We start from the raw sequence: 16,841 nt of genomic DNA on the forward strand, positions 1-16,841 counted from the left end.
GGGACCGCCGCTACCGCGTCAAATCCGAAGCCACAGTCGCCACAGGCCGCAGCACAATCTGAGTCGCATTTTGAACTGACAAAACCACCCCTGGCAGCAATCCAACCCGCGCCCTCCGGTCCGCTTCGAACGCGTTGGAAACGTCCCCCAACCGATCCAAAAGCGCGATCAAAGCCGCCGAATCCCCAACCACAAAATGCCCCGAGCCTTTCGAGAACGCTGCCACATCCATGAACGTCACCTTCAAATCCGCCACCCGCGACACATCCTTCAGCGATCCCAAGCGTTCATCCTGCCCGGTCAGCAGCGCCGACAACCGCAGATATTTATCACGGTCCGAGCCAAAGATTACGAACGGCTGCGGCAGCGTCCCCATCACATTGGCGCTGATTTTGAACACATCGACGTCGATATCCGGCGAGATAAAGATCACCCCGCCAATCAGCCCCAGCGTCTTCTTATCGCCCCGGATCGCCGCCTGCCGCAGCGCCTCCATCGTCAACCCGGCCCCCATCGAATGTGCCACGATCAAGATCCGCTTCGCCCCGGCCGCCGCCACCTCATGCATCAAGCTTTCCAAGCCATCCCGCGCAAACAGCGCGGAATCGCGGTCATAAGCATAGCCCAATGGCTCCGCCGCCGAAGGCCACGCATAATGTACCACCGCCCCCGGCAGCTTCAGATCATGCGCAAACTGCGCGACCCGGTAGACCCCTTCCGAGAAGTTGTTGTTGTAGCCGTGCACGAAAATCACCGCCTCGCCGCCATGCGCCGCCAGCTGTGCTTTCAGGTCTTTGCGGAAGGGCACGTCATTTTGATAGACAATCTGATCGGTGGTCAGGAAATGCTTCGCCGGGTTGACGCGGCCGTGCCGGGGCGGCCAGTTGATTTCGCCCAGCTTGCGATCTGGCGGGACGGAGACATCATAACGGGCGAAGTTAAGTTGCTCGGATCGGTAGGTGCCGAAGGATCCATCCTGATCCTGCTTGCGGGTCGTGCCGATAAAAATCTTCTCGACCTGCCCGACAGAGGCTGCTTGCGCGTCAAGCGTGACATGGCCGCGCGGAGAGCAGGCCAAAGTGAGGGTCAGGGACAGCATTAGCAGAAATCGGGTCATTGCACGCCTTTTTCTAACAAGTTTCGGGGTTTAGGGGCGTGGGTCAAGTGACGTTATGTTGCAGGCTCGGAATACGAGCTGTCCACGCGTGGCGCGCGGGCAATGCTTGAACTTTTCAATGTGTTGGATAGTTTCGTCGATGATTTGTTGGCACTTTGCAATCTGAGCATTTAGGTCAAGATGAAGCCACTTCAAAAATGAAGAAAGGGTGAAGGACACCCCCCTAACCCTTTAAAGTCAAACAGGTCACACCCCAGTCCACGCGTGGCGGTTACAAAACATAGCGTGAGATGTCAGCCGACCGCGCCAGCGCGCCAAGGTTTTTCTCGACGAAAGCGGCATCCACCACAACTGCCTCACCAGCTCGGTCCGGGGCGGTGAAAGACAACTCCTCAAACACCCGCTCCATCACCGTATAAAGCCGGCGCGCGCCAATGTTTTCGATGGATTTGTTGACCTCAGCCGCAATCCGCGCCAGCGCCGCGATCCCATCCACGGTGAAAGAAACCGCGACATCTTCGGTCCCCATCAGCGCCGCATATTGCCGGGTCAGCGCGTTGTCGGTCTCGGTTAAGATGCGGACAAAGTCGCCCTCGGTCAGTGGGGCCAACTCCACCCGGATCGGCAGCCGCCCCTGTAGTTCCGGCAGCAAATCTGAAGGCTTGGCGACATGAAACGCGCCGCTCGCGATGAACAGGATATGATCGGTTTTTACCGGGCCATATTTGGTGGAAACCGTGGTGCCCTCAATCAGCGGCAACAGATCGCGTTGCACGCCTTCCCGAGAAATATCCGCCCCCCGCGCATCCGCCCGCGCGCAGATTTTGTCAATTTCATCCAGAAACACGATGCCGTTTTCCTGCACCGCCGCCAGCGCCGCCGTCTTTACGGCCTCATCATCCAGCAGTTTATCGGCCTCTTGCCCGATCAGCAGATCATAGCTCTCGGCCACCGTGACTTTCTTGCGCGTGGTCCGCCCGCCGAACGATTTGAACAGATCTTGCAGGCCCTGCATCTGCATTTCCATGCCCTGCCCGCCCATCATCGGCATCGCAGGGGCGGTGTAGGCGATCTCTAACTCAATCACTGTGGCGTCCAATTCCCCGCGCCGCAGCTTGCCGCGAAACATCTCTCGGGTTTGCTCGCGCGCGTCTTTGCCCGCCAAAGCCTCAACCACCCGCTCTTCTGCCGCCTGCTTGGCCTTCGCGGCAACATCCTCCCGCATCCGCGCCCGAGTGTCGATCATCGCGGCATCGACCAGATCGCGGATGATGCTTTCGACATCGCGCCCAACATAACCGACCTCGGTGAACTTGGTGGCCTCAACCTTCAGAAACGGGGCTTTTGCCAGTTTGGCCAGACGGCGGGCGATCTCGGTTTTGCCCACCCCGGTTGGGCCGATCATCAGGATATTCTTCGGATAGACCTCATCCCGAATGTCATCCGGCAGATTGCGGCAACGCCAACGGTTGCGCAAAGCCACAGCCACGGCGCGCTTGGCGTCGCTTTGGCCGATGATGTGGCGGTCAAGCTCCGAGACGATCTCACGGGGGGTCAGGTTGGTCATTTGGAAATCCGTTCTACGGTCAAGTTGCCGTTGGTGAACACACAAATCTCGGCAGCAATCGCCATAGCCCGGCGGGCGACATCTTCTGCGGGCAAATCGGTGGTCATCAAGCCCCGTGCGGCGGCGAGGGCGAAGTTGCCGCCGGAGCCAATGGCTGCAACGTCATGCTCGGGTTCCAGCACATCGCCAGCCCCGGTGATGACGTAAAGATCGCGGCCGTCGGTGACGATCAGCATGGCCTCAAGATTGCGCAGGTATTTATCCATCCGCCAGTCTTTCGCCAGATCAACGCAAGCGCGGGCAAGCTGGCCGGGGGCGGATTCGAGCTTTTTCTCGAGCCGTTCCAGCAGGGTAAAGGCATCAGCGGTCGATCCGGCAAAGCCTGCGACCACATCGTGGCCGCCGGGTGACAGGCGGCGGACCTTACGGGCGGTGCCCTTGATCACGGTATTGCCCAATGAGACTTGGCCATCGCCCGCCACCACAACCTCACCGCCGCGACGGACGGCGAGAATGGTGGTGCCATGCCAACCGGGGAATTTGTCTTCGGCCATTTTGCGCTCCATCTGATCAGCTTTATATGGAAGGGCGCGGCGCTGCGTGCAAGCGGGTGGCTGGCGGGGCCGGGGAAAAGTGCCTAGTTTGGTGCGATGGAACGGATGCTGAGTTTTTATCTGGACGGCGACAAGCGCGCCCGCGCCGAGGCGGGGGACGGGATTTTTGGCGCTGTGGTGCGCGTGGTCAGGTCGGCAGGCTGGGAGGTTCGATACGCTGGGCAAGACGCCGAAATTGCGGGCGATGGCTATCACCTTGTCTACAATCGCGCGGTGGAGGGGCCATTTTGTTTCAGTCTAAGACGCTGTTACCTTGAGAAATTCTACCGGATTGAGGCGACGAATGATCGCTGGGATTGGCAGGTGGCGGGGCTGCCTTTTTTTGCGACCCCGGGGCAGGCGTGGTTTCAACGCTATTGGCGAGAGCGGTTGTTTGGCGGTCTGACCTTCGCGCGGGGTGGTTACATTTTCATGCCGTTGCAGGGGAAATTGTTGCAGCGGCGGCATTTTCAAGCGGCGTCGCCGATTGAGATGATCCGGGCGACCTTGGCGGCGGACCCAGAGCGGCGGATCGTGGCGACACTGCATCCGCGCGAGGTTTATTCCGAGGCGGAGTTGGACGCGCTGCGGGGGATTGAGCGGTTTGAGCTGTCTCAGGGCTCGCTGACTGTGTTGGTGGGTTGCGATTATGTGGTGACGCAGAATTCGTCGATGGCGCTGACCGGGTTCTTTGCCGACAAGCCAGCGGTGCTGTTTGCGCGGATTGATTTTCACCATATCGCGGCGTCGGTGGCGCGGTTGGGGGTGGCGGGGGCGTTTGCGGCGGTGCATCGGCCGCAGCCCTATGCGTCGTATCTGCACTGGTTTTTTAAGCGGCAGGCCTTGGCTGCGTCGGGTGACGGGCGCGAGATGCAGATCGCAGCGCGGCTGCGGGCGCATGGCTGGCCGCTGTGAAAAAAGGCTCCCCGCGGGGAGCCTTTGATCCGATTTTTGCAGCGCTCAGAGCGCGGTGGCGATCCAGTTGGCAAGGGCGGCTTTCGGGGCTGCCCCAGTTTTATTTGAGAAGATTTCGCCGTTTTTGAACAGGAACAGCGCCGGAATACCGCGCACGCCGAGGGCGGCGGGGCTGTCGGGGTTCTCATCGACGTTGATCTTCACGATCTTGACGCGGCCCGCGTATTCAGCGGCGAGTTCTTCTAAAGCTGGGCCGATTTGACGGCACGGGCCGCACCATTCGGCCCAGAAATCGACGACAACCGGGATCGCGGATTTACGAACTTCGGCGTCGAAAGTGGCGTCGGTTACAGCGACGGTATTGGCACCCATGATGGGATCTCCTAGGGGAAATGTCAGGCATCAAACCTAGGCACGGCGGTCACGCGCGTCAAGGCATAGTGGTGCGTTGCAGAGCTGCCCGCACAATATCGGGGGGCAGCGGCATCAGGGTGGCGGTGCGGGTCCACAGGATCGCGGTGTCGATGCGGTGGTTGGGGTAGATTTGGCGTAAAGCTTCGGCATAGGCGGCCATTTGGCGCAGGATACCTTCGGGAGTTTGCGCAGCGGTTGCGGGCGTGCGGTGGTTGGATTTGAAATCGACGGCGAGGATATGGTCGCGGGCGATCAGCAGGCGGTCGATGGTGCCTAGCATGGGCTGGCCGTTGAGACTGGCGATGAAGGTGACTTCTGATAGGGCTTCAGCGGCGAAGATCTGGGGATGGGCGGTGAGCACGGCTGCGGCTTCGGCCAAAAGGGCTGCACGTTCGGCAGGGTCGGGGATTAGCGCGGCGCTGAAATTTGGCCAATCGGCGCGGCGGGCATTGGGCAGGTGTTCAAGCAACAGATGCAAAGCGGTGCCTCGGGCTTTGGCGGCGTCTTCGCCAGACCCATCAACCTCGCCCGGCATGACCTTTGCGCCGCCGAGATCAGACGGCGAGAGCGGTTGTGCAGGGCGGTCGGGCGCGGCGGCGGGTTCGGTTGCCCAGATCGGGAGTTCTCGTGATTCCGGCACAGTTAGAGACTGTTTTTCAACCGGACCGGGCCAGTTGCCGAAGCCATGACGCAACGCGCCGTCGGCGATGGCCTCAAATCCTGCGGCCTGCATGCCTTGCTGGATTAGCTTATACCATGCGCCGTCCTTCTTCGCTTCGCCCGCGCCGCAGACGATCAACCAGGTGCGGGCGCGGGTGAGGGCAACATAAAGCAGGCGCAGGCTTTCTTCCTCGCCTTTGTCTTTGCGCAGGGTTCGGGCGGTCGCAATCGGCGGCGGGCTTTCGTCAGAGGGGGTTTTCCAGACGGGGATGCCGTTTTCCAACGCATAAATCTCATCTCGGTCTTGCGGATTGCGGTCGCAAGTGTCGGGCAGGATAACCAAGGGCGCTTCCAGACCCTTCGCGCCGTGGACGGTCATCACACGGATGCGGTGGCCTTCGCTGTCCATCTGGCGCTTGACCTCGATGTCATCGGTTTCAAGCCAGATCAGAAACCCAGTCAGGCTTGGGATTTCGTTGCGCTCAAAGGCGAGGGCCTGGGACAGAAATTCGTCAATGCCATCTTCCGCTTCGGGGCCAAGCCGGGTCAGCAGGCGGCGGCGACCATCGTGGCGGGTCAGGGCGCGCTCGATCAGATCGTAGGGGCGCAGGAAGTCGGCATTGTTGCGCAGATCGTGCAGCATGGCGAGGCTTTCGGGGTGGGTGGTGGTGTCACGCAGGGTTTCCCACAGATAGCCTTTGCGGGGCTGAGCGAGGGCGTAAAGTTCGGCCTCTGTCCAACCACAAAGCGGGGAGCGGAGGAGGGCCGCAAGCGACAGATCATCTTCGGGCGTGGCGAGGAAGGAGAGCAGGGCGGCGAGGTCTTTGACCGCGAGTTCGGCGCCGAGTTTCAGGCGGTCTGCGCCCGCGATGGGGAGATTGGCTTTTTTGCAGGCGCGGATGATTTCCGAGAACAGGGCAGAGCGGCGCTGCACGAGGATCAGCACATCTCCTGCGTGCAGCGGGCGCGGGCCGTCATCGGTGGGAATTTGCGTGCCCGCGTCGATCAGCGCTTTGATATAGCTGGCAATTTTCTCGGCCAGACGGGCGGTGTGATGGGTGTCAGTGATCAGATCGACGGGGTCTTCCCAATTTTCATCCTTGGGGTCTTCGGATTTTTCCAGCAGTGGCCAAAGGTCTACCCGGCCAGGCAAATCGGATTTGAAGGCGAGGTGATGGACAGATGAGCCCATGGCTTTTGGGAAGCGGTCGGCGAAGGTTTCATCCACCACACGCAAGATCGCGGTGGACGAGCGGAAGGAATATTCGAGATCGAGGCGAACGAAGTTCTTTTGGGCGGCGTGGAATTTGGTTTGGAAATCGGTCTGCTTTTCATCAAAGGCGGCGACATCCGCGCCCTGGAAGGAGTAGATCGACTGCTTTTTATCGCCGACGACGAACAGGGTGCGGGTTTCATCGCGGGTTCCAAGCCCGGCGGTAAATTCGGCGGACAAGAGTTCGATGACGCGCCATTGATCGGGGCTGGTGTCTTGCGCTTCGTCGACAAGGATATGGTCGATGCCGCCGTCAAGACGGAACAGCACCCATGCGGCGACGGAGGGGTCGGTCAGCAGGGCCTTGGCGCGGGTGATCAGATCGTCGAAATCGAGGAAGCCTCTGGCCGCTTTGGCGGACTCATAAAGCGGCAGGAAGGCGGCGGCAAAGCGGTGCAGGATGGCGGTCTTTTGGGCGGCTTGCAGGGCGATGCGGCGGGGGCGGGCGGTTTCAACGCGGAGCATCAAGGCGTCGAGTTGCGGCAGGTGGTTGCCGATCAGTTTCTGCGTGGGCTTGGTGGGCAGCGCGCCGATTTTTGCACCGTAAGGGGCCTTGGCGGTGCCACCGTAGAGCAGGGTGTTCTCAAGCGTGCTAAGGGTGGCGAGGCTGGGGGCGGACAGGTCGAGCGCCGCGAGTTTGGCGGCGGTTTTGCTGTCGGTGGGGCCGCCGTTTTGCAGGGCGGGCAGGATGTTAGCGATGAGGTCGGATTCAATGCCGAGCAGCACGTCGGCGAGCAGGGTTTGCGTGGTTTCCGCGTTGGGAACATTGAACAAATCGCGGGATTGCGCTTCGCTTAGCGCTTTGGCGAAGCCTGCGCGTTTGGCTGAGACTTGCTCCATCAGCGCGGTAAAGTCTTCGCCTGTGTAGGCGCGCGCGACTTCGGCCATCAATTCTGGTGCGCGAAACTCGGCCATTTCTTCGATGATGTTTTCGCGCAGCAGCCGGGCGGCGCGGTCATCCAGTTCGGTGAATTGCGGCGAAACGCCAGCCTCAAGGGGGAAGCGGCGCAGCAGGGTGGCGCAGAAGCTGTGGATGGTCTGGATCCGCAACCCGCCCGGGGTCTCAATCGCGCGGGCGAACAACTGCCGGGCTTTGGCCAGCGCGCCGGGGGCGTGGCGGGTGGCGTCGCCCAGATCGGCAAGGGCGCGGTGCAGGTCGGCGTCGGGTTTCATCGCCCATTCACCCAAGCGGCGGAACAGCCGGTTCTGCATCTCGGTCGCGGCGGCTTTGGTGTAAGTGAGGCACAGGATGTGCTGGGGCTCGACGCCGCGCAGCAGCAGGCGGGCGACGCGATCTGTCAACACGCGCGTTTTGCCGGAGCCAGCGTTGGCGGAAAGCCAGACGGTATCGGTGGGGTTAGAGGCTTGAACTTGGCGCTCGGAAGCGTCGTTGCGGGTCATTCTGGTTCTCCTACCGGTTCGGGTGCGGCGCGGTCGGACATTTCCCATTCGCCAAAGCGCGACAAGTGGTCGTAATCGCCGGCGTGGCGGACTTCGAACAGGGCACGGCGGGCGGTGTAGCCGGTTGTGCGCCGCAGGTAGCGCGAGATCAGGTGCAGCAGTTTTTCCCAATGTTCGGTCAGCAGGGCCTCGGTGATGTCGGTTTCCACCACGTCTTCGCTGCTGCCCAGACCGATGTAGCTGATTTTCGCCACGTCAGACGGCCCGAGATCGGCGAAACCGCCGCGGTCGGCCATGACCGCGGCGAGCAGAAGTTGCTTGGCGTATTGCTTTTGCTGGGCGGCTTTGGGGGCGGTGCCGGTTTTGTAATCAATCAGATGCAGGGTGCCGTCGGGAAGGCGGTCGATGCGGTCGGGGGTGCCGAACAGGGTGAAATCGAGCGGGTCGAGTTTGAGGGCCCCTTTGGTTTCAAGCGCAAGCGGGGTGCCGCTGTGCTTGGCGTCTTGGGTCAGGAAATGGTCGGCGGCGCGGTCGAGTTTGGCCAGCCACAAAGCGCGGGCGGCCGGAAAGGGGGATTCTTGCGCAAGGACATCGCGGGCGAGGGTCAGCAGGCGGGCGCGGGCCTCGGCGCGGGTTTCTGTTGCGGGGCGAGTCTTGACGAAACGTTCCAGCACCTCATGCACGATGATGCCGCGATCGCGGGCGTCGGGGGTTTGGTGTAGCGGGTCGAGCGGGTTGAGGCGCAGGATGTAGCGGGCGTAGATCGCGTAAGGGTCGCGGATCAGGCGCTCGATATTGGTGAGCGACAGTTTCGGCGGGCGCGCGGCGATGGGTGGCTGCGGGGCGGGGCGTTTGGCGGGCTGTAGCCGGGGGTCGGCTTGCTGTGCGGCGGTGGGCTGTTCTAGGGCGCGGGCAAGCGTAAGCCATTGGGTGCCGCGCGCGCGCATTTCGGCCAGAGCCTGCTTGCCATTTTGCTGCGGCAGGCCGTCCATCAGGTTCATCAGGCGGTTCAGCCAGCGGCTGGGCACAGTTTCAGCTTCGGCATTGCGGACCGCGCGGGACAGGATCACGCGGGGGGCGGCGATGGCTTGTTGGTAATCGTGGGCAGAGAGGCCGATTTGACGTTCTGGCAAAAGTAGAGCCGCTTTTTTGCGCATTGAGCGGTTGAGCCAGGGGTCCGGTTCGGGCAATTTTGGCCAGATGCCGTCGTTGAGACCGCCCAGGATCACCAGATCAGCACCCTGGACGCGGGCCTCTAGGGTGCCCCAGATCATGATGTTGGGATGGGCTTGCACGGGTTCGCGCACTTCGCCTTTGTTGATGAGGGCTTCGAGCAGATCGCGATATTCGGCGGCAGAGAAAGTGCCGCCGTGCGGTGCTTCGGCGGAAAGATTTTCCATCAGGGCCAAGGCCTCGATGCCGGCGGTTTTGTTCCAGAGATCACCGCTGCCGGAGGGATCAAGGCCGCGCGCCAAGGCTTCGGACAGGGCGCGATGTTGGGTGACGTGATCGGTCAGCGGGCGGTGGGGGACTTGGTCGAGGTTTTGCAGGGTATCGGCGAGAAATTGCGCCCAAGGTAGGGCGTTATCGGTCCGCGGGGCGGCCCATTCCAAAAGATCCGGGCCAGTGGGGAAGGCGGGGCCAGTTTTGCGCAGTTTGAGTTCGAGATAGCGGGTCAGCAGCAAATGTGGACCGCGTGCGGTGCCGGAGGCAGTCAGCGGGTGTTTCAGAATCGTGAGCAGGCTGTCGGCGGTCAGCCTTTGGCCGAGCAAAGCGGCGGTGTGGCGCAGGAAACGGCCGGGGGCCGAGAGCGCCAAGGGGCGGCCCGCAGAATCATCAGGCAGGATCGCCCAACGGTCGAGGGCTGCGGTGACTTGGCGGCTTAGGTTGCGGTCGGGGGTGATCAGCGCGGCCTTGGTGCCAGCTTCGGCGGCTTCGCGCAGGATCATCGCGATGGCCAGCGCCTCGGCGCGCGGCGAGGCGGCTTCGATCAGGGTGAGGTTTTCAGTGGCGCGGGGGAGGTCGGGCAGGGCTGGCCCCTCGACCAGCCATTGATCGGTGACCGGCGCGGGGCGGAGGGACAGCGAAATCAAACGGTTGCGGTTGGGGTCTGGCGGGATTGTGTCTCGCCAGGGTTTGATACTGCTGGGCAGGATGTGCAAAAGGTTTGTCAGGTGGCGGAAGCGATATTGCGGGTGATCCTCGGCGGTGAGGGCGTCATCCATCACCTGCCAGACGCTGGCGGGCGTATCAAAATCAAAGCCTGGCAGGATCAGCGCCCCTTGTGGCAGGGCTGCGACCTCTTGCATCAGCAGGGCGGTGGTGCCACGCGAGCCAGTGGAGCCCGCGATCAGCACCGGGTCTTGCGGCGGGGCGCTTTGCCAGCGCTGGGCAAGTTGCTGCACGGCAAGGCGTTGGCGCGATTCGGCATCGGCGGCATCGCTGAACAGTGGGGCTATGATCCGCAGGAAGGTTTGGGTTCTTTCCCAGTGTTTGGAATGGGTTGAGACATCGAGGGCGGCGATGGCCTCGGCCGGAACGCCTTCGCCCTGCATCTCATCCATCAGATTGGCGAGGCTGTCGGCGAGATCGTAGAGTGCCGAGCGCGGAGCGAGGTCAGGCTGCGCGTCGAGCAGTTTGGCGATGAGTTTGGCCATTTGCAGGCGGCGGCGCAGCGGCGGAATGGCGGGGGAAAGGTCGAGGCTGGGGTCACTTGCGATGTCGCTGAGTAGAAGCAGGCGTGGCAAGAAGCGCGCGCCATGGGTCGCGAACAGGTCGCGGACGCGGCGCGCCATGCGGGCGGTGTTGAGGTAGATCGTGACGCGCGCCATGGCTTCTGGCTGCTGGGCGGCCATGCGTTCGATCAGGCCCGCGACCAGTTCGGCGGGGAAATCGGTGCCGGGGGGCAGGGCGAAAATGCGGGTTGTGTCTGGGCTAAACATGCAAGGACTCAGCCAGCGCGATGCCTTCGGGGCGGCCCACGTCGCACCAGCCGCCGTGATGGATCAGCCCGTAGGCGCGGCCGTTTCCGATGGCGATATCCCAGAGGCGATTCAGGCTAAAAACAGGTTCTGATATGGCGGAAAGCCCTTGGGTCTTCAGGATTTGCGCACCCAGATAGATCGGGGCGCTGACGCCGTTCGCGCGGGAGATGCGGCCATGGGGATCAAGCTGGAAGTCGCCTTTGCCGCTGTGGCCGAGGGCGGCTTCGGCGGGCAGCAGCAGCAGCAGCGCATCCATTTTAGCGGGGTCCCAAGCATTCAGCAGTTGGGTGAGCGGGTTTTGGCCGCTCCACACCGCATCGGTGTTCAGGGTCAGCACCGGGCCATCGCCCAACAGCGGCAGAGCGGCCTTCAGACCGCCGCCGGTTTCGAGGATCTGACCTTGTTCCCACGACCAGAGGATGTTGCGGTTTTTCAGGTGGTCGGCAATCTGGTCGCCAAGGTAGTGCAGGTTTACCACGATTTTTTTGATCTCCGCGGCATCGGCAACAGCCAAGGCGTGGTCGATCAGCGGCTTCCCAGCGGCCTCGATCAGCGGTTTCGGTTTATTGGCGGTCAGGGCACCCATGCGAGCACCGAAGCCTGCGGCGAAAAGCATTAACGGAAATGGCTGCATTGGGCACCTATTCGGGCAAGGACTTCGGGGGTTGGCTCGGGCAGCAGTTGGGCGCAGATTTTGGCGAGCGGGGCGAGTTCAGGCACGGAGAGGTTGCGTTGCAGGTAGTGCCAGACCCGAGGGATCAGCGACAGGTAGTTGGGTTTGCCGCTGTGCAGGCAGAGGCGGGCGAAAATGCCAAGGATGCGCAGAGCGCGCTGTGCGCCAAGCGTGGCATAGGCGGGGCGGAAACTTGTGGTGGAAATGCCGGTTTGATTGCAGAATGCGCAGATCATCCCGGCCTCGGTTTCACGTGAAACATTCCGGCGCGCATCTTGCAGCAATGAGACGAGATCGTAGCCGGGCTGGCCAAGTTGGGCGAGTTGGAAATCCAGCACGCCGACGCGGGCGAGGCCGGGCCGATCTGGCAGCCAAAGCAGATTTTCGGCGTGATAATCGCGCAGGATCATCACGCGTGGGCCGTCGGCGTGGCGCGATAGGGCGTCGGTGAGGGCGTTGCGGAAATCGGCAGGGTCGGTGCGGTCGCCGGTGATTGCGAAGCTATACCAATCGAGGGCAAAGCAAGCTGCCTCGGCCCAGTCCTGCGCGGTCAGATTGGCGAGGTTGGCGGCGGGTGGATGGCATTGCAGATGTGCAAGAACCTTGGTTGCCGCAGTATAGAGACTGTTTTCAAGCACCGGAGCAGTTTTCAGTAGTGTGGCATAGATGGTGTCGCCCAAATCTTCCAACAGCAGAAAGCCGTTTTTCAGATCCTGCGCGTAGCAGCTTGGCGCAGAGAGGCCGATGGCCGAGAGATGCTGCGCAATCGCCAGAAATGTCGCCGGATCGTCGCCCTTGCCCGGCGGCGCATCCATCAGCACGGCGGTATTTAGGCCCTGCCGAAGCCGATCATAGCTGCGATCCGAAGCGTCGCCGGCCAGAAACTGGCGGCTGGCTGCGCCCCAGCCAGCTTTGGCGAGAAAGGCTTGCGATAAAGCGGCGCGGTCGTTCATTTCTGCCAACGCCGCGCAAACTCTGCCAGCAGATCGGGATGGTTCGGTGCGGCCAGCGTGACATTGCGGCCCTCGCCGCTGGCTGACAGCGCAATCCGAATGGCATCGGCGGGCATCAGGCGACCCAGACGGTCCGGCCATTCAACCAGACAAATCGCTTGTGAAAACGCGTCTTCCAGCCCCAGTTCGGCGGCCTCATCTGGATGCGACAACCGATAAAGGTCGGCGTGCCAGATTTCGACATCGGCGAGGTAGGTCTGCACGAGGGTGAAGGTCGGCGAGGGCACGTCCTCCATCCGCCCCAAGCGTGCGCGGATCAAGGCGCGGGCGAAGTGGCTTTTGCCAGCACCAATCGGGCCTTCCAGCAGCACAGCATCCCCCGCAACCAGCCGCACAGCCAGCCAGCCGCCAAGATCGGCGGTGTCCTCCTCGGAGGGCAGAAAGGCGGTAACGGAATGCGGCTTTCTCATGCCGCAAGTCTACCCTGCCCGCCCGCCGCTGCAAGTCGCGAAGTTCAGGCGCGCCGCAGGCCCGCACCTTCGGCCAACCTTGTCTGGACTGATTCGACGGGCGGCATTGACCTGAAGGTTGCCAGTGTCGAGCCGCCTGCCAAGGGCGCGAATCGGCATCCGATCAGACGGCCATCCAGCAGCCGCACCTCGCCGCGCCAGCTGTCACGATCCCCGACGGTGGCGACGTATTCTTCGACTTCGGCCCAGATGGCACTAGGCGCTGATTGCACGCGCCAATATGCCGACAGGGTGCGGACGGTGTCGTCTGCCAAAGTTTCCGCCGGATCATGACCCCAAAGCGCGGTATAGCTTTTGTTCGACATCACCAACTGCCCCGATTGCGAAAACACCGCAATCGCTTCATCCATATGGTCAATCACCGACTGCCCAAGCTCCAGATCGGCGCGGTAGCGGCGGGTACGCAGCATTTCCGACGAAATATCTTCGATCAGCAGCGCTAAAGCCCCGTTCGGATGCGGTCGCCCGACCACCCGATAGGTTTGGCCATCTGGCAGGCTCCAGGTTTCCTCATAAAGCCCGGTGGCAGCAGCCTTTTCGATCTCGACAATCTGCCGGCACCAATCGCGGTAGTCTTTTGGCTCGGGCAGCATTTTGCGATCGCGCATCGCGTCCAGCACCGCCAGCAGCGAAGGGCGCAGTGACAGGAAATCCGCGGGCAGTTGGGTTAGATCCATCATGGCGGGATTGAACAGTTGCAATTTGCGCTGGCGGTCAAAGATCGCAAGGCCGATCGGCAGTTGCGCAAAGGTCTTGGTCAGGGTTTGCATGAAATCGCGCAAAGCAGCTTCGGCCTGCACCGCTGCATCTGCGGGAATCGCAAACATCAGATCGCCACCAGCTTCCGATCGGCTAGAGATATCGAACCAGAGCAAGGGCTTACCCACAGCCAACAGGCTTTGCCGCTGATCCTTGCCAGATTTTGCGGCCGCCCGGCTGAACAGCCGCGGCAGCGGCCAGCCCAGTTCTTTGTCCTCATCCAAAACCGCACAGGCCTGCAACAAATAGGGCCCGTTGGCCCAGACCACATCCCCCGCCGCATTTTCGCGCCACAACAGCACAGGCGCGGTCGCAACGGTGTCCCGCAGCAGCGCCAGTTCATCCAACATCGCGCGCTGTGCAATCGCATCACCGCCCGCAATATGACCGTCTTTGCTGGCATCAATCAGCGTCAGCTTGGTCAAGCCGCCCGCATGTTCTGCCCTCAGGATCAAGGGCGTGGCATTGCCCACCGAAGGCAGTTCAATCGCACCGTCGTTTTGCAGCCCCTGCAACTGCGTCTCTAAATTCTCAAATCGCGCGGTGAGGAAGGCCATCAGGCGGCCCCAAGGGGGTCCCTTCATCGGGCTGGTTGCCAAAAGCGCGCGGGCATTGGCGGTGCTGTCGACCATGATCTCGCCATCAAACAGAAACAGCGTCTCACTGCCGGCATCTGCGAAGATGCTGGCTTGCACCGGAAACTCGCGGGCGGGCAGCAGCCACAGCGCCAGCATCCCAATACAGGCCGCTGTCAGCGAAGCCGCAACCACGGCGAGAATAAGCGGAAATATCATCCGAAAGCCTCATCTTAATGGGAGGGTGCCATGCCTCAATCAACCTAAAGAGTATATCGTTAACAGGTGGTTAAGGATGTAGTAAGGCACCGGGCTTTTGTGGGGCTAGCCCGCAAAGCGCTGGTTTTCACCCAACGCCCCCACTGTTCCGGCGAGAATATCGGCCGCCTTCCAAGTCACTTCCACAATCGCGCCTGATCGCGCCGGGCGTTCTTCTGGCGACAGGAATGGGTCGGCTGCGTTGGCGAAAGACAATTCGGCCCCGGTGCGTTCCAGAAGGGTCTTGGCAATGAACAGGCCCAGCCCCATGCCCTCATATTCCGGGCGCCGCGCCAGATCTTGCTCGTCGCGGCGCGCCCGCACGAAGGGGTCGCCGATCCGGCCCAGCACTTGCGGCGGAAAGCCTTCTCCGTCGTCGATGATGCGCAGCAGGATGCGATCGGGGGTGTATTGCGCATCGACCCAGACCGTACTGCGGGCGAAATCCACCGCATTCTGCACCAGATTGCGCAGGCCGTGGATCAATTCGGGGCGGCGCAGCACCACGGGCGGCGCGCCTGTGCCTGCGATGGTGAACATCACCTTAATGCCGCGCGCCATATGCGGTTCGGCGGCCTCTTGCAGCACGACTTCCAGCGGGGCCTGTCGCAGCAGCAAATCATCCTTTCCGGCCTTGCCCATCGAACGCAGGATATCGCGGCAGCGGTTGGCCTGTTCGTGGATCAACCGGGCGTCTTCGGCCAGATCAGGCTGATCCTTCAGCTCATCCATCATCTCAGAGCTGATCAGCTTGATGGTGGCCAAGGGCGTTCCCAACTCATGCGCGGCAGCGGCGACGACACCGCCAAGGTCGGTCAGCTTTTGTTCCCGCGCCAAGGCCATTTGCGTCGCCAAAAGCGCGTCCGACATCGAATGCATCTCGGTCGCCACCCGACGCGAATACAGACCAAGAAAGGCGATGCCGATCAGCAAAGACAGCCAGAACCCAAAGCTGAACAGTCCGGGGGTGGCGAACATTGTGCCATCGGCCAGCCGCAAGGGTATGTTGATCAGGCCGATAAAGGTAACAAAGGCCGCCGCGAGCACGCCGAGGATCAAGGTGCTGCGCAGTTCCAACGCGCTCGCGGAAACTGTCACCGGTGCCAGCACCAGCAGCGCGAACGGGTTGGTCAGCCCGCCCGTCAGGAACAGCAGAAAGCACAGCTGGGCCAAGTCGAACAGCAGCGTCAGCATCGCCTCAAGCTCGGTCAGCCGCTTGTTTTGCGGGAAAATAAACAGCGCGATCAGATTGGCAATCACCGCCAGCCCAACCGCCAGAAAGCACAAGCCCAATGGCAGTTGCATGCCATAATAGCGCGTTGCCACCAAAAGCGCCGTCAGCTGACCAAAGCTGGCCATCCAGCGCTGCAAGATCAATGTGCGCAAGCGCAACCAATCCGCCCGCTCGGGCCGGAACTGCGCGGATTGGGCGGTTATGTCACGTTGGTTTGACATCGGATGCCTTGGTGGGGGCTGGCCTTTACGGCGGCTTTGCGATTGATAAAGGCTGGTTCGGCGCGGATCAATGCGCAATGAGGAGAGCGGGATGCTGAAAATCTATGCCGGATTGGCGGTTGTGGCGGTGGCAGGGCTGTTGGCCGGCACCTATTTTGTGGCGTTGCAGCGGAATGCGAATGATCCTTTTGCCGATTGCCGCGCTTCGGTCGTGGCGGGTGGCGGTGGCGCGATTGGCGGACCGTTCACTTTGGTCGATGCAAACGGCAAGACAGTGACGGATAAAGAGGTGCTGGCGAAACCCGCGCTGGTATACTTTGGTTACAGCTTTTGCCCGGATGTCTGCCCGCTGGATGGCGCGCGCAATGCCGAGGCGGTGGATTTGCTGAAAGCCAAGGGTCTGGACGTAACCCCGGTTTTCATCTCGATTGACCCGGAACGTGACACGCCTGCGGTGTTGAAGGATTTCACCGCAAACCTGCATCCCGACATGATCGGCCTGACCGGCACGCTTGAGCAAGTGCAAGCGGCGTCACGTGCCTACAAGACCTATTTCAAAAAGCAGGACACCGGCGATCAATATTACATGATGGATCATTCGACCTTCACCTATCTGATGCTGCCCGGCAGCGGCTTTGCCGATTTCTTCACCCGTGATGATACCGCTGAACAAATCGCCACCCGTGCGGCTTGCTTCATTGAGAAAAGCTAGGC

At 61.7% G+C, this 16,841-nt stretch carries 13 protein-coding genes; 2 read left to right on the top strand and 11 right to left on the bottom strand.

Going from position 1 to position 16,841, the window contains the following annotated elements; genetic code table 11:
- Positions 1–10 precede the first annotated feature (10 nt).
- From Q7V03_RS15080 to hslV, 3 genes are all read right to left on the bottom strand, one after another.
- Positions 11–1,117, bottom strand: coding sequence for an alpha/beta hydrolase (locus Q7V03_RS15080; RefSeq protein ID WP_304926420.1), 1,107 nt, complete (start codon positions 1,115–1,117; stop codon positions 11–13).
- Between the two features lie 271 nt (positions 1,118–1,388).
- Positions 1,389–2,684, bottom strand: coding sequence for an ATP-dependent protease ATPase subunit HslU (gene hslU, locus Q7V03_RS15085; protein ID WP_304926421.1), 1,296 nt, complete (start codon positions 2,682–2,684; stop codon positions 1,389–1,391).
- Entirely contained in the window at positions 2,681–3,238 is a 558-nt protein-coding gene (hslV, locus tag Q7V03_RS15090; RefSeq protein WP_304926422.1) for an ATP-dependent protease subunit HslV, read from the bottom strand. Before hslV ends, hslU begins: the two co-directional genes overlap by 4 nt.
- Positions 3,239–3,343: 105 nt before the next feature.
- Here hslV and Q7V03_RS15095 point away from each other — a divergent pair, with 105 nt between their 5' ends.
- Positions 3,344–4,192 carry a hypothetical protein gene (locus Q7V03_RS15095; RefSeq protein ID WP_304926423.1) on the top strand — a complete coding sequence of 283 codons (849 nt, stop codon included), beginning with the start codon at positions 3,344–3,346 and terminating at the stop codon, positions 4,190–4,192.
- A gap of 45 nt (positions 4,193–4,237) precedes the next feature.
- Here Q7V03_RS15095 and trxA read toward each other — a convergent pair whose 3' ends face one another.
- From trxA to regB, 8 genes are all read right to left on the bottom strand, one after another.
- A complete protein-coding gene (gene trxA / locus Q7V03_RS15100) occupies positions 4,238–4,564 on the bottom strand; it encodes a thioredoxin (RefSeq protein ID WP_304926424.1) in 327 nt (108 codons plus the stop codon).
- A 58-nt stretch (positions 4,565–4,622) separates the two neighbouring features.
- Complete coding sequence (gene addA, locus Q7V03_RS15105; RefSeq protein WP_304926425.1) at positions 4,623–7,940, bottom strand: double-strand break repair helicase AddA; 3,318 nt, start codon at positions 7,938–7,940, stop codon at positions 4,623–4,625.
- Complete coding sequence (gene addB / locus Q7V03_RS15110; RefSeq protein ID WP_304926426.1) at positions 7,937–10,882, bottom strand: double-strand break repair protein AddB; 2,946 nt, start codon at positions 10,880–10,882, stop codon at positions 7,937–7,939. Before addB ends, addA begins: the two co-directional genes overlap by 4 nt.
- Positions 10,875–11,558 carry a nucleotidyltransferase family protein gene (locus Q7V03_RS15115; protein WP_304926427.1) on the bottom strand — a complete coding sequence of 228 codons (684 nt, stop codon included), beginning with the start codon at positions 11,556–11,558 and terminating at the stop codon, positions 10,875–10,877. The genes addB and Q7V03_RS15115 overlap by 8 nt, the downstream gene beginning before the upstream one ends.
- On the bottom strand, positions 11,540–12,550 hold the full coding sequence (locus tag Q7V03_RS15120) for an aminoglycoside phosphotransferase family protein (protein ID WP_304926428.1): 1,011 nt from the start codon (positions 12,548–12,550) through the stop codon (positions 11,540–11,542). Before Q7V03_RS15120 ends, Q7V03_RS15115 begins: the two co-directional genes overlap by 19 nt.
- Positions 12,547–13,020, bottom strand: coding sequence for a tRNA (adenosine(37)-N6)-threonylcarbamoyltransferase complex ATPase subunit type 1 TsaE (gene tsaE / locus Q7V03_RS15125; RefSeq protein ID WP_304926429.1), 474 nt, complete (start codon positions 13,018–13,020; stop codon positions 12,547–12,549). The genes Q7V03_RS15120 and tsaE overlap by 4 nt, the downstream gene beginning before the upstream one ends.
- Positions 13,021–13,064: 44 nt before the next feature.
- The gene (locus Q7V03_RS15130) at positions 13,065–14,633 is read right to left on the bottom strand and encodes a PAS-domain containing protein (RefSeq protein WP_304926430.1); all 1,569 of its coding nucleotides are present in this window, start codon (positions 14,631–14,633) and stop codon (positions 13,065–13,067) included.
- Positions 14,634–14,738: 105 nt separating this feature from the next.
- Entirely contained in the window at positions 14,739–16,127 is a 1,389-nt protein-coding gene (gene regB / locus Q7V03_RS15135) for a sensor histidine kinase RegB (protein ID WP_304926431.1), read from the bottom strand.
- A gap of 91 nt (positions 16,128–16,218) precedes the next feature.
- Between regB and Q7V03_RS15140 the strand changes: the two genes are divergently transcribed.
- The gene (locus tag Q7V03_RS15140; RefSeq protein ID WP_304926432.1) at positions 16,219–16,839 is read left to right on the top strand and encodes an SCO family protein; all 621 of its coding nucleotides are present in this window, start codon (positions 16,219–16,221) and stop codon (positions 16,837–16,839) included.
- Positions 16,840–16,841 lie beyond the last annotated feature (2 nt).

The organism is Cypionkella sp. (genome assembly GCF_030652235.1).
GTDB lineage: Bacteria > Pseudomonadota > Alphaproteobacteria > Rhodobacterales > Rhodobacteraceae > Cypionkella.

Bases quoted from the DNA above. Each gene is read 5' to 3' on its own strand.
- Q7V03_RS15080 (WP_304926420.1), bottom strand. From the start codon at position 1,117: ATGACCCGATTTCTGCTAATGCTGTCCCTGACCCTCACTTTGGCCTGC.
- hslU (WP_304926421.1), bottom strand. From the start codon at position 2,684: ATGACCAACCTGACCCCCCGTGAGATCGTCTCGGAGCTTGACCGCCAC.
- hslV (WP_304926422.1), bottom strand. From the start codon at position 3,238: ATGGCCGAAGACAAATTCCCCGGTTGGCATGGCACCACCATTCTCGCC.
- Q7V03_RS15095 (WP_304926423.1), top strand. From the start codon at position 3,344: ATGCTGAGTTTTTATCTGGACGGCGACAAGCGCGCCCGCGCCGAGGCG.
- trxA (WP_304926424.1), bottom strand. From the start codon at position 4,564: ATGGGTGCCAATACCGTCGCTGTAACCGACGCCACTTTCGACGCCGAA.
- addA (WP_304926425.1), bottom strand. From the start codon at position 7,940: ATGACCCGCAACGACGCTTCCGAGCGCCAAGTTCAAGCCTCTAACCCC.
- addB (WP_304926426.1), bottom strand. From the start codon at position 10,882: ATGTTTAGCCCAGACACAACCCGCATTTTCGCCCTGCCCCCCGGCACC.
- Q7V03_RS15115 (WP_304926427.1), bottom strand. From the start codon at position 11,558: ATGCAGCCATTTCCGTTAATGCTTTTCGCCGCAGGCTTCGGTGCTCGC.
- Q7V03_RS15120 (WP_304926428.1), bottom strand. From the start codon at position 12,550: ATGAACGACCGCGCCGCTTTATCGCAAGCCTTTCTCGCCAAAGCTGGC.
- tsaE (WP_304926429.1), bottom strand. From the start codon at position 13,020: ATGAGAAAGCCGCATTCCGTTACCGCCTTTCTGCCCTCCGAGGAGGAC.
- Q7V03_RS15130 (WP_304926430.1), bottom strand. From the start codon at position 14,633: ATGATATTTCCGCTTATTCTCGCCGTGGTTGCGGCTTCGCTGACAGCG.
- regB (WP_304926431.1), bottom strand. From the start codon at position 16,127: ATGTCAAACCAACGTGACATAACCGCCCAATCCGCGCAGTTCCGGCCC.
- Q7V03_RS15140 (WP_304926432.1), top strand. From the start codon at position 16,219: ATGCTGAAAATCTATGCCGGATTGGCGGTTGTGGCGGTGGCAGGGCTG.